At 49.2% G+C, this 13,878-nt stretch carries 7 protein-coding genes; all 7 read right to left on the bottom strand.

The features are described 5' to 3' along the window. Window positions 1–238 precede the first annotated feature (238 nt). A complete protein-coding gene (locus GC096_RS23995) occupies window positions 239–2,407 on the bottom strand; it encodes a glycoside hydrolase family 88/105 protein (RefSeq protein WP_171633800.1) in 2,169 nt (722 codons plus the stop codon). A gap of 81 nt (window positions 2,408–2,488) precedes the next feature. Continuing rightward, window positions 2,489–4,045 (bottom strand): type 2 periplasmic-binding domain-containing protein, encoded by a 1,557-nt coding sequence (locus GC096_RS23990; protein WP_171633798.1) that lies wholly within the window; start codon window positions 4,043–4,045, stop codon window positions 2,489–2,491. Between the two features lie 180 nt (window positions 4,046–4,225). Continuing rightward, the gene (locus GC096_RS23985) at window positions 4,226–6,586 is read right to left on the bottom strand and encodes a helix-turn-helix domain-containing protein (RefSeq protein ID WP_171633797.1); all 2,361 of its coding nucleotides are present in this window, start codon (window positions 6,584–6,586) and stop codon (window positions 4,226–4,228) included. A gap of 72 nt (window positions 6,587–6,658) precedes the next feature. Further along, window positions 6,659–7,525, bottom strand: coding sequence for a carbohydrate ABC transporter permease (locus GC096_RS23980; RefSeq protein ID WP_056623712.1), 867 nt, complete (start codon window positions 7,523–7,525; stop codon window positions 6,659–6,661). A 56-nt stretch (window positions 7,526–7,581) separates the two neighbouring features. Further along, on the bottom strand, window positions 7,582–8,550 hold the full coding sequence (locus tag GC096_RS23975; RefSeq protein WP_216626247.1) for an ABC transporter permease: 969 nt from the start codon (window positions 8,548–8,550) through the stop codon (window positions 7,582–7,584). A 329-nt stretch (window positions 8,551–8,879) separates the two neighbouring features. Beyond that, the gene (locus tag GC096_RS23970; protein ID WP_171633795.1) at window positions 8,880–10,412 is read right to left on the bottom strand and encodes a sulfatase family protein; all 1,533 of its coding nucleotides are present in this window, start codon (window positions 10,410–10,412) and stop codon (window positions 8,880–8,882) included. Between the two features lie 7 nt (window positions 10,413–10,419). Continuing rightward, a complete protein-coding gene (locus GC096_RS23965; RefSeq protein ID WP_171633793.1) occupies window positions 10,420–13,725 on the bottom strand; it encodes a glycosyl hydrolase in 3,306 nt (1,101 codons plus the stop codon). Window positions 13,726–13,878 lie beyond the last annotated feature (153 nt).

Here is a 13,878-nt window from a genome sequence, read left to right as displayed (position 1 = left end):
ACAGTATCCGTAGGCATAGCAGCTTATAGACCTACCAACCCCCGGCCTCTAGTCCTAACTTCACGAAACTTTTCGACAGTAATCGGGATTATTATACAAATGTCGGATAAACAAAAAATGAACAAGATGGAATCTAGGTTTGTTCAAAGGTCTCCTGCTATTTACCTTGACTAGAAATAAAAACTAGCCCCACGATTTCTCGTAAGGCCAGCTTCACTTATCGTATATTCAGTTTTACCTAGACCTCCCCTGCTACCAAATGGCGTTCCAGCTGCAGCACTTCAATGCCAGCAAGCAAAACAATGCCGATACCATGCGTATCGTTAAGCAGCCATGACAGATCATCCTTATAATAACCAACACTGTACGAGTAGCCTGAACCGCGGCACACACCATACACATTGCCGAACTTATCGATAGAGATGCGGGCCATGCCGGTCCAGCCCTTATGGATCGCTGCGATATACTTCTCTGTATCTGTGATCCAGCCATATCTTACACCGCGCGCATACGCATACAAAAACATCGAGGTGCACGAAGTTTCCTCATACGAAGCCGGCTCCGTCAGCACTTGGTGCCACAGTCCGTTCTCCCCTTGCAGACGCAAGTAGCCTTCGCTCAATTCATTAAAGAACTCCAGCAGTTCGCCCCGTTGCTCATGACTTTCTGGCAGCACAGCAAGCAATTCTGATAATGAGAAAATGACCCAGCCATTGCCGCGGCCCCAAGCGATCTTCGTCGGCTTGTCGATACCGAAGTCATAGACGTGAGACATGATTTGCAGCTCAGGGATGTACAATTTTTTCTTGAACTGGATGAATTGGTTGGCTGCATCCTCCAGATAACGAATTTCTCCAGTCCGCTGGTAGCAGCGACACAAGTACGGCACACTCATGTACAAGTCGTCACACCACAACGTCGCATTCGGGAAATCAACATGCTTCGGCTTCCGGTACAGGGAACCATCAGGCAGCCGATCCTGTTTGTTACTAATATAATCCGCAATCACATCCGCAATCCGCTCAGCGCCTTCAAGCGGCTGATTTTGTAGCGCAAGCAGCATCGTTGCACCGAACGAGCCGCAGTCATCCAGACTATCCAGCGTAGCAAGTGTGTTCAACACACCCGAAGCGCCATATTGCTCTTTATCCCAATTGGCATACGTGTACAGCCGCGTGCATGTTTCAATATGCTTATACACATACTGCAGCAAATCGTCACGACCAAGCAGCTTTCCGGTCTGGAGCATCCCATACAGCGTTACGCCAAGCGGATAGTTCCACTTGCCGAATAACGCATTTTCCGTGAACGGTCGTACCCACGTGTTCGGCTGATCCAGCCGCCAAAACGTTCCGCCCTCCTGCGTCTCCACCAAGGCAAAGAGCGAATCCTCCACATCAGGGATGGCTTCACCTGCAAGGAACGGACCCAAATATAGCCAAGCATCCTTAGCCCCATGTACAGGATATGGTTCCACGAGCTGAACGCCAACCGAAAGCGGATCCAGACGAAAGCCTGCGCCCCCGTTCGTTCCAAAGCATTGCATGACAAGGTTATGCTCGCCGTATGCTAACTGCAGTCCAACACAGAAAGCGCCTGCTTGGTCGATTCGGGCTTGCAGTTCCCCATCCACATAAATCGCTAGGCTTCCTTCCGCATGACCGCTTAATTCAACCTTCCGCAGTCCAGACGAGAATGAACGCAGCTTCGTCCAAGCCATTGCATACTTGCCTTTCAGTTCTCCGAAGATGCGTGCAACAGAGGTCTTCGCCTGCTCGTCATCGTTCCACGCCAACTCGGGATACCAAGCGCGATCAGCTTCCGTACTTCCCTCGCCAGGAAGCTCACTCCACACTTGATCCTGCGGCGCAGAGTAGATCCAACCTTCGTGGCCGAATCGCTCGGGTGAAGGTGCTAGGAAATGTACCGGATTACTTTTATAAGAACCTGGCCCTAGAGAGCCTCCACACCCTGCTTCCGTTTTGGTAAACTGGAAAACCAAGTGATTCCAGCCTTTACGCATCGGAATCGTAACGACCGTTCTTCGTTTCGGATTTAGTTCGTCTGCGATATTCGCTTTATAAATGGGCTGCCCGTTCGCATACAACATGAGCGGTCCGTAGCAATGCAATATGAAATTGAGCGGCGTTTCCACATCACTCCAATATTGCGACCATGCATAGACGATCTGTCCGTTCTGCAGTTCGGGGAACTGTTTTACGAAATTAAAATCATAACTGTAATCGTGGTTCTTCCTAATCCCGTTGGCACAAAAAGCCCGGTAGGCCATCGGATGAGGCGGGTTGTTTCCTACATATCTGTCAGCTACTGTAGCTAAAATTTCGCTTACACGATCTCCGCATTTCGTAAAAATGCTTTCGTTGATGTCGATGTAACGCTCCGTCATGGTCGCTCCCTCTCCCGTTTCAATAAATAAAGAGGCGGAGTCTCCCCGCCCCTTGCTAGAATTCATTCGCACAACTAAATCTTATTTTGCAGCGCCGCCACTGCGTTTTTGATACGCTTCCGTCATTTCTTGGCTCATTTTCGCCAAATCTGCATCTGCTTTCGCTTTGGTAACGAAATCATCCCAAGCTGTAATCGGCTCGCGTCCAAGAATAATCTTCGTTTTCAAATCTTGCACCTTTTTCTCAAATTCAGGCAACAGCTTTTGCGCCGTCGGCGAGTAGAGACCGATACTGATATCGGCGACACTTGTTTTGGCACGCTCGTCTTGAATTTTCATGAACAAATCGTTAGCTTCTTTCGGGAAATATACCTTCGTGGAGCTGGCATAAGGATCCGCGACATAAACGATTTGGTTAAAGTCAGGACCGTTATCTTTTGCCAATTGCTCGGTGTTGATTACTTTTTGACCATCCTTGACCGTATGATCCACACCTTCGATACCGTATTGTTGAATCGCGAACACATCGTCGTTCATCCACGTATCTACCATTTTCAAGATGCGCTTCATTTTAGCTTCAGGTACGGATTTCGGAATGGAAACCATCCCGGAAAAACCAGGACCTTTCGGATTGTAGCCATTCATGTTGGTCAATGGATAGAAATCAGTCGGCTTCATATTCGGATCGATTTTTTTGAGCAGTTCATAATGATCGTTCATCGTACCCGCTTTATCCATGATGATGCCTGCTTTACCGCCGTTAAACAAATCAGAGGCCTGGGAAAGCTTCAATGATGCGAAGTCTTCCGGAAGCAGCTTATCTTTGTACATTTTAGTCAAATATTCAATGGACTTGCGAGTTTCCGGCAGCAGCGATGTATTTACAATTTTGCCGTCAACCAATTTCCACTTGTCATTTTTCACGTTTGCGCCTGTAAAACTGTTCTCGATTGTAGCCAGCGTGCCCATATCGGCTGGAGGTGTCATAAAGGCTGCGAGCGGAGTTGTATCGTTTTTGCCGTTTTTATCCGGGTCTTTCTCCGCAAAGGCTTTCATAACATCGTACAGCTCGTCAGTTGTTGTCGGCACCTTAAGTCCCAGATTGTCGAGCCAATCCTTGCGAATAATGAAGAAAGAATCAGCTTCAGCTGGACGCGGACGCGGAATGCCGTAATTTTTGCCATCCTGCATTTTGGTCAAATCCCAGGCTGTTTTGGAAACCTTGGTACTCAAGTTAGGGTAGTCTTTGATATAGGGAGTCAAATCCCAGAAAGCACCTTGCGTTACTGCGTTGCGGAACACTGGCGTGAACGGATCGTTAATCGTAATCAAATCCGGAATATCGCCGGAAGCCAGCGTCACGTTCAGCTTATCTGTATAGTTGTTGCCAGATACCCATTGAATTTTCATTTTAGAGTTCGTGGCTTTCTCAATCTCCTGCTTAATCTTGTTATCATCTGCTGCCGGAGACGGCGTAAGCAAGATCGTCATGATGCTGACGTCTAGCGGTGCTTCTTTTCCGTCTGCTGCACTGTTTCCTGTCGTGCTCTTATTTCCGCATGCTGCAACGAGGCTAGAAATCGCCAACATAAGAACCATGGAACCTAGGACAACTTTTTTGCTTTTTCTTACTTTCATGAGTGATCCTCCCTTGTTATGAACTTCTGAACTTCTTCGTATCAATCGCTCCAACAGAGCACAAGGTAGACATTAGTACATTCCGCTTTGATCGACAATCGGACTTTTTTGTACGGCCATTTCAGCAGGTTTAGGACTATCTTGCAGCTTGCACATCGATGCATAAAGCCAGAAAAACCCTTATTCCGTGCGGTTTAGCTCGCGAAACTGACTTGGTGTAATGCCTTCGTACTTTTTAAATAGCCGGTTAAAATAACTGTGCTGATAGCCGATGGCATCGGCGACTTCATTGATTTTCATATCCGTTTCAATGAGCAGCGACTTGGCGTTGCTGATTCGAATGTTCGTCAAGAAATCAATGAAATTAATGCCTGTGATCTGCTTGAACGCGCGGCTTAATGTATAGGGACTGGTGCCAAATAAATCTGCGCACGATTCCAGCGACAGCTGCGTCATGTACTGCTCGCGCAAATGAACGATGACCTGTTCAATGATTTGTTTGAAGTGATAATCCTGCCGGGAAATCATCTCCTGCACGAAAACACCGATCACTTTGTGCTGGAACCACTTGAGCATTTCTTCTGGCTCTTTAATCTGCGCCAACTGCTCGAACAAATTCACGCTGCCGAACAACTGCACCGGGTTCATCCCTGATTGCAGGGATGCGTATCGGATGCTCCCCAGAAGCTGAAGCATGCCTTGCTGAAGCATGAATTCCGTAGAACCATTGGCAGCCAACTCCTTCATGAACTGAGCAATAAGGTCGATGGCACCTGATTCCTGGCCGTTGCGGATCGCATTAATAATTTCTTTATCCAAGGTGAAGGGATAGCCTGTTTCCTTATAAACGTTTAACTTGGAAAGCTGTTCCGTCTTAATAATCTGATTCTCATCGAGCAGATCCCGATAGACCAACGCTTGCTTCACTTCCTCGAACAAATGTGGAATTTGTTTCACGTTGTGGACCCATTTACTGATCGATATCGTAACCTGCATTTTTAGAATCCCATTAATGGCCCGAATGATCTCTTGGCACACCTGCTCCAAATCGTCCTCGAGCCATGTCGTCGGATGGGATAACGGAAAAGACAGCAGGACCCCAATTGAAAAGTTATGGAAATTAATAATCTCTGCCTGCTCATATTGGCTCCTAATCAACTCATCGATAATGTTGGACGCGGCGAAAGTTACAAGACTCTCATCCCCTTGAGAGAACCTTCCCTCGAGGTTTGCGAAACCCGTCAATTGAAACACCAACGCAACAAATTGACGATCCTCCGTTTCCCAACCATATCGCTTCATCCGTTCCTTCATGTCGTTCTCTTGCAGGGAAATCAAGTAACCTTGTGCCAGTTGCAAGAAGAAGCCTTCACGCAAAAGCGGCATTTGCTCCTCAAGCTTATGACGCATCGTTTCGCTCTCTCTGGACATATGCTGCCAATGCTTCTCAATCATGGCGAATTCGTCTTTCACCTCATCGTTCTTTTCACCAGACAACAGCGTCATCAGACGCTGCACGGGATGATAGATCCGGCGGGATACGAACCACGAAAGCAGCAATGCAAAGAGCAAACCTGAGACGCTAATCACCAAGATCCATTTGGAAATGGCAATGACTGGCGCGGTAATGGACGATAGCGGCGCAGCAGAGATATAAACCCATTTTTGACCCAACCGATTAAAATGACCGTAAGAAACCGAGTACGAAATCTTGTTGTAGTCAAATAAAAACGATTCTGGTTTCGCATCTTTTACGGCCGCTTCGCCAAGCTCCATTTGATGCTTCGCGTAAGCCTCTTTGAGCACGAGATCCAATTCCGATCCTCCGGCTCCGCTGCTTGATAAATTCCATTCGTCTTTCTCGTTGAACAGCATTGTGACCCCCTCATCATAGGGAGTCAACGTTTTCAGCACCTTCAACAGATTATCCTGATTCAATGTGGCAACAAGAGCACCGAAGGGCTCGGTGCTGTCGCCGGGGATTTTATTAATAATAGCAAGTCCCTGTTTACCTGTTCCTTGCGGCTTCCGCAACATCCAGAACATCGACTTATCATGCTGGAGCAAGTTTTCATAATTTTCGATATCGGACTGATTGCTGAGAAATGTGTATCGTTCCGTTGAGAACACAAGCGGACGCGGCTTGTCCAGAAACAACTCCACCTTTTGCAGAAAAGGATGTGCGCTCTCCAGCGACAAGAGGGTCCGGTACATATCCTGAACCGTGTCGTAATTATACGCAAAATTTATCGTTTTCAACTTCTCATCAAACTTGGAATCGAACGCCCAGTGCGATACGGTCATTTCCAGAAATGCAAGCTGATCGTCAATATTGGCCGCCCGATTAGAAATTTGATTCTGGTGGAGCCCTTGCAGTTCTTTTTCCACGTTATTCGTTGCGATCCAATAAATGCTCAGACCGATAATCAACCCGGGAATACTTGCCATAATGAGTATCATGACAAGGCTCTTCCGGAAAAACCGCTTGTTATATTTATATTTCTGAATATAGCCGAGTACATTATTGAAGATTCCAGCCAAGATGTTCACCTTCCAATCACTAATATTCTACACGCTTCGACATCTTGGACTGGAATCCCTCCCCTCAGACTGCTACCCCTTGACCGAGCCTACCATAGCTCCTTTGGCAAAATGCTTCTGCAAGAAAGGATAAACCAGCAAAATCGGAACCGTCGCGACGATCACTGCTGCCATTTTTAACGTTTCAGATGGAGGCGGAACACTTGAAACATCCATCCGAAGATCCGCATTATTGGCATTGAGCAAAATGTTTTGCAGCATAACCTGAAGCGGCCATTTGCTTGCATCGTTAATATAAATCAGTGCATTAAAGAACTGGTTCCAGTACGCGACTGCGTAAAACAATCCGAATGCGGCCAACGAAGGAAGCGACAGCGGCAAAATGATCCGGAAAAACGTCGACAGATCGTTGCACCCGTCCATCGAAGCGGATTCCTCCAGCTCAGCGGGGATGCTGTCAAAAAAGCCTTTCATCAAAATCACATTCCAGCCACTGGCAAGTGCCGGTAAAATCAACGACCATAAGCTGTCAATCAGGTGCAGCTCACGAACCAACATGTAGTTCGGGATCATACCGGGATTAAACAAAATGGTGATGAGAATCGCAAGCAGAGCGAATCGTCTTCCGCGAAGCCTTTTTCTAGACAAAGTATACGCTAGTGAAGCGGTAACGACCAAGCTCAGTGCCGTACCGACAAGGGTTACGTAGACACTCACACCGATCGATCTCGGGAAAGCGCCCGTCGCCATTAGAAATTTATACGATTCCAGCGACCACGTCTTCGGGAAGAGCACGAAGCTTTCTTTCAGATATTCCGTCGGATCGGTAAAAGAAACGACAAACACATAATACAATGGAAAAAAAGTGATGATACCGACCAGCCCCAGCACAGCAATATTTGCTATGTTAAACAACCGGTTGCTCAGCCCTACTTTCATATAATTCCCTCCTAAGGACATTGCTATAGCTACGTCTTATCGATAAGAAGTAACGTTTAATATACGCCTTCTTCGCCCATCTTTTTAGAAATCCAATTCGCTATGACAACCAATACTAAGCCGACTATCGATTTAAACAGACCGGCAGCGGTACTGTAGCTAAACTCACCTTGCTGAATCCCAACCCGGTACACATACGTATCGAACACTTCAGCCACTTGTGAAACAGCGCCATTGTACATCAGAAATACCTGTTCAAAACCGACATCTAACATATGTCCAAGCCGCAATATGAGCAGCGTGATAATAACCGTACGAATCGCTGGGAGCGTAATGTGCCACATTTGGCGAAAACGTCCCGCTCCATCAATTTTGGCTGCTTCATAAACCCCAGGATCAATGCTGGCCATCGCCGCCAGGAACAGAATCGTCCCCCAACCACATTCTTTCCAGATGGATTGAACAGTAAGCATGGCCCAAAACGTATTGGGATTCGTTAAAAAGTCCATTCTAGCAAAGCCTAAGCCTTCCAGCATTTTGTTGACCAAACCTTCTCCCTTGGCAAACAACAGGAATGTTAAGCCAGAGATGATGACCCACGACAAGAAATGCGGCATATACACGATCGATTGAATCACCCGTTGATACAACACGCTCCGCAACTCATTCAAGAGCAGCGAGAGGACGATCGGCAGCGGGAAAAAGAGGACGAGATTCATTAGATTTATCGCCATGGTATTGCGGAAGAGCAGCATAAAGTCCGGATTAGTGAAAAACCGTTGGAAGTGCTCGAATCCTACCCATTCGCTGCCGGTAATGCCGGCAAACGGAGAAAAGTTCTGAAATGAAATCACGACGCCCCACATCGGGACAAATTTGAAAATTAGAAAAAACAACACACCTGGCAACGCCAGTACATATAAATATTTGTCACGCCTTAAATCCCGTAAAAGACCTCCCTTGCGCACAGTTCGGGATTTCGCAGAATTGCCGGATGCTGCAGATTCTGGTTGTACCATTGCCATCCTCTCATTCCCCTTTCCAGTTATGTTATCGAATGTTACCAACTTAGACTAGTTTCGTACCGTTTACAATCAGACAATATTGTTTGGGTACGAGGCAATTTTGTCGCAACTGGAATGGGGATTGCGACTATTTTGCCGATTGAGACAATATTGTACGGTGGCCTAAGAATGGCGTCATGACGGGAAAAATCGCGTGCAAGGAGGGCCTTACTGCTGGAGACTGCCACTCTTTAACGCTGAGCTCCCGTCCAAATGAAAAGGGGCAATCCCCCTCGTCATCGACGCTTGGGACAGCCCCTTCTTTCATTGAAGACGTTCAAAAAACAAGATTATTCCAACGCTGCAAGCCCATGCCGGTCATAAAAGACCGGGCCGCGGGACCAAACGCAGGCCAGATGCATAAGCAGCTCACCGGTCATCCGTTCACGGATCGCCGCATACTTCTCATCGCCATACGCATTGTGCCATTCATTCGGATCCGCAGCCAGATCGTAAAGCTCCCCTTGGAACTCGCCGATTCGGCCGATCGCCCCTCCAAGCGTGCCTGGCATATACATGATCAGCTTGTAGTCCTGCTTTCTCCACATCAAAGCGGGAGCCGAATGATGCGGTTCCGTCCCTTTGCCATGAAACTCGCAGAAAGTCCCAAGACGCTTGGTCTCGCCTAGTAAATCAAGTCCGGGCAGCTGTGGATTACGTGGCAGGCCCGCTACCTTCGACAAAGTCGGTACGAGATCCACCAGCTCAGCCGGACGATCGTCCACCGTGTCGTGGGCCACTTGCGGCAAATAGCTGCCGGCCAAGATCATCGGCACTCGGACGCTGCTCTCGTACAAGCAGTATTTGCTGAAGCGGTGCTGCCGTTCGCCCATCATCTCGCCATGGTCGGAGACGAAGACGATCAGGGCATTGTCCAATCGTCCTTGCCGCTCCAACTTCTCCAATGCTTGGCCCAAATAATCGTCGAGCCAGGAACAATTGGCCCAATAGCGAAGCGTCGTCCGCTTCCGTTCCTCCGGCGTCATCGCTTCCCAGACATGCCGTTTCTCCCAATAGTTGATCTGACTGCTCTCATTAACAGCGTCCGTCGCGGCTAGATGTGTATCCTGCTCGAGCTCCCATGGCGGTTGCGGGATATCCGGGATCTCGTTCAAATCGTAGAGATCCTCGAATTCCTTCGGCACATTGAAGCCGGCATGCGGCTTTAGAAAGGAAAGATATAGAAACAGCGGGCGCGACTCATCCAGCCCCTCGTCGATGAAATTCAAACATTGCTCCGCTACCCAGCCGTCACGGTGCCAAGGCGTCGGCACTTGACTCGTGCAGCCGATGTAACCTTTCGAATTTTCCTCGCCACCGCCATACTCTTTCGTTTCTTCATAATAAGCAGCGAGTCCCTCCGGCTCGACATCTCCCATCATGATGGCACCATCTTCGTAGTGTCCACTGTCACGGGACAGCCCGACGGCCCGCACCTCGAAGCCTCGGGTGGACGGGACCTCCGTTTTCACGCCGTGATTCCAATGCGTTTTCCCGAAGCCTGCAGTTTGATACCCCGCTTGCCGCATCAATTCTGGGAGCGGATCGCTTGGCAGTTTATCCTCATCGTACAAACCGCCGTGATTTGTTCGCACCCCGAGCTGCGAGGGATAGTAGCCAAACATCATCGAAGTGCGGCTCGGCACGCACATCGGCGCCTGGCATACCGCCTGGCTATAAGTGATGCCCTGCGCAGTCAGTTTGTCGATGTTCGGGGTATGGATATGTGAGTTGTATGTACCAATACAATCCCAGCGTTGCTGATCCGTCATGAAAAAAATAATGTTAGGTTTAGACGCAGCAGGTTCTGTGTTGTGTGTCATGGACGTCTCACTCCCCTTCCCGGTTCTTGTAGGCTCGCACGCGTTCAGCAGCGTACACCGGCTTCAGTTCGTGTTTCGCATAATCGAAATACTTCCCTTCCAGTAAGCCGATTAACGTATTGGTCACGCGCACTTCAATACGATTCATACCTTCCGTCAACATGGATGTCTGGCCACGGAAGTGGTAGGGCATCCATGTGCGCGCGCCAAGGGAAACACCATTGACCAGCACTTCTGCCACGTCGTGGAACTCACTGTCCAGTCCTCCGAACACAAGTTCGAAATTCTCCTCCACAGGCAATCGTTCAAGCTTCAGTTCACGGCTAAAGCTCATCGTTCCGGCAAAATACGGATAACCCGCGTATGGACTCGCAGCGAGCGGCTGCTGCTGAACAATCGGACGCTTTAAGATAGGACGCTGTTCCGCGTCAAAGCCAGTTTGGAAGCTCCCTATTACATACAGCGCATCGATCAGGCCGTTCCAATCCTGCTCAATCGTAACCTCTACCGCGATTTCATTGACACCAGGCTTCAAATAAGCGGTAATCTCGCAGCCCACGTTCATAAAGTCATACACATGGTGTCGCGTAAAATCCGACTTATGGATACGATGGCCGTTTATCAAAATCGATCCCTCACCAGAGATCGCGCCTTGGTCCATCACTAGGTGAACCCGGTCGAGCGGCTTCTCCATAACAAAGGTTGCCGTATAGTTCGCCTGTAGTGGATACGCTAGCTGAATGCGCATCGGAGTCCCAAACAACTGGCTCATGTTCACTGGCAGTTTCGTCGAATCAGCAAGGTCGGCACACTGATCAATGAATGTCTTCACTTGTACCTGTGGAAGTGTGTCCTGAGCACCTGCTTCCGCGCTGTTCACACCTTGCACGGATAGGTGGAAAGCATCCAAGCGTACCGCATTATCTTCATCGGTCTGCATCGTCCATAAAGTGGAGTCGGATGCATCGATTTGGAAAGTCCATGGTTTGTTTTGCACGGCAACGGCATTAGGGCTGCGCGTAATGCGGAACAGTCTGGATTGATACGCGACGAGCAGAACCGGCAATGTCCAGCCGTTGACGAAGAGCTCAGCCTCAACAGGTGCCTCGTCACCGCGATCTAAGGATAGCTCAGTAAACTGAGCGGCATTCACGTCATTTTCGTCCCAAAGAGCGGTGGAAATTTGTAAAGACAAATCACGTTCCGCCTCTTCCTGATTGCTTACGAAAACAAGGAAGCTGTCCGCGTCAATCCGGCGCGTCTGCATAAGAATACTGCGCCCGCCGTATGCCGGACTCAGTTTCACAGCCAGCGGCTGTAGCTCCTCAAGGAGCGCTGACATGCTGCCCAGCGTCGCAGCTTCGTCAGCCGACGCCGCGAACGGCAAGTGATATGCGCTTCCTGTGCCTCTGGACCATGACAACGCCGATTCGGTGCCTTCGTTCCAGAAATGCTCGGCGACAGGCTCTGGCAAACCGAAGGTGCTCGCTGACGTCGCCAAGTCCCAGCCGTTTTCTTCAATCGCGTGGTACGGCAATTGCCCCATACTAATCACCGTTCCACCCTGCGCAAGGAACGCATCCAGCTTCGCCCACGCGCCGCTCTCTAGATTAGTTATTGGCGGCACAATCACGATTGAATAGCTGGCATTACCAAGTAGAATCTGACCGTTCTCTACCACGGCTTCCGCTAGCAGTTCCGTATCCAAATGGTCGTAATCCCTGCCACTGTAGGTCAGCTCGTTGCAAATGCGTGTCCACCACGCTTTCAAGTCGCTAAGCTTACGCTTCTCATCGGCGTTATTGCCACCGTAATCAAAATGGTGGAAGGGATTGCCCATGTTTGCCCACAGCGAGGTTGTCGGTTGAAGCACCGCTGTTCGAATGTCTGCTTCGCCGCAGCTCATGACGTAGCTGATCCGTCCAACATAATCGCCGAGCTGTCTGAAATGCGGCCAATACGGATTTTGTAAGAACTGTGACGGCGGGGCGTCATGCTTCATCAAGGCATCGAGCGTATAGAAAAAAGCATGGAAATTAAAGAAATTCGTGCCTTGCGCAGCCATACGGTCGATCATCCACTTGGCATCCTGGAGCGTCATCGACCATCCCACACTATGGAAACACTCAATCAAGTTGCGCTCACGGCCGAATTGACGGGCAATGGAGCTGACCATTTTGGCACTCGACCGAAAGCTTTCCGCCTGATTATTCAAAATCCAATCCAGCGAACGTCCGAGCTTCTCATGCGCGGTATCGCCTCCGGGCACATGGCTGTACCGCTGTGTCGTATGCCGTACGGAAGGTACCTCGGTCACATACTGCAAACCGTACTGTTCACACCAATCGTGTACCTGCTTATGGTAAGTGCTGAGCAGCAGCTCATGAATGGCTTGATAATAATCATAACGAATACGGGCAGACTGTTCCCCTTCTTCATACAACAGCGCATGAAGGTGCTCCCTCAAATCATAGCCATTGCGTTCCAGGAAAAATTGCGGCAGCCTCGGAGACCAGGGCAGCTTGCCCAACAGCCCGATCTCGTCGGTAAACATGCCTTTAATCGTACCACCGAAGTATTCGCCTAGATGCTGTGCGTACTTATCGTGGGTCAATCGAATAAATGTTGCCATCGCTTCATGATTGCATGGATCGACGAACGTACCGTAGTATTTGAAATCTTCGATTTCCTTCTCCTGCATAATCAGTACTTCCCAATCGCCTGGGGGTGCTGTCCATTCCATTTTCTGAACGGTACGGTACGTAAAGAACCGCTTTTGGTTGTAAGCCGTCAAGCCTGCTTTCTGAAAAATCGGCTCCGCCTGAAAGTTCCCGATCGACGAACGGACGTCTATCGCCTCATGCCACAGCTTAGCGCCCTCCGGACTGAGCGGAATCGCTTTTGCATATAAAATGCGCGCCCACGGCAGCTCCATGGACAAGTGCGCTCCACCTTGCACACGCTCCGCTCGATGCTCGAGTGTATAGTGTTTAGCCTCCGGGTGCTCCAGTGTCACCTCACCGCCGGCGATCCCACTCGGATAGGGGTACTCGTCATAGAGCCACACCTGCAGTTTGCGGCGCTCGGCCGCTTCAACCGCTACGCGAACTTTTTGAAACCAAGCATCGGATAAGTAAGGTACTTCAAGCCCCTGTCTCGCACAGACAAAAAATCCCCCCAACCCCTTGTCCGCCATCTCATCGATCTGGTAACGAATCTGTTCATCGTTCATATCACCATTCCAAAACCAAAATGGATGAATCCGGTAAGTCGCTTCCGGCTGTGCAAAAGATTGCATTGTAAACTGGGCCATGTAAGCTCATCTCCTCGATAAGTGAATAACTACTTCCTTCTATATAAGCACTATATAGGAAGTCACTTTGCCCTAACAATCGCACTATTTTGATCACGTGCTCTTCCGCCTGCAACTATCTTGTCTGGTTTGCACATCCTTGCAAAATCAAGC

It is taken from the genome of Paenibacillus plantarum, assembly GCF_013141695.1.
In the GTDB taxonomy this organism is placed as follows: Bacteria; Bacillota; Bacilli; order Paenibacillales; family NBRC-103111; genus Paenibacillus_E; species Paenibacillus_E plantarum.
Note: the sequence above shows the minus strand (reverse complement) of the source record. Positions and strands in the feature narration are given on the sequence as shown.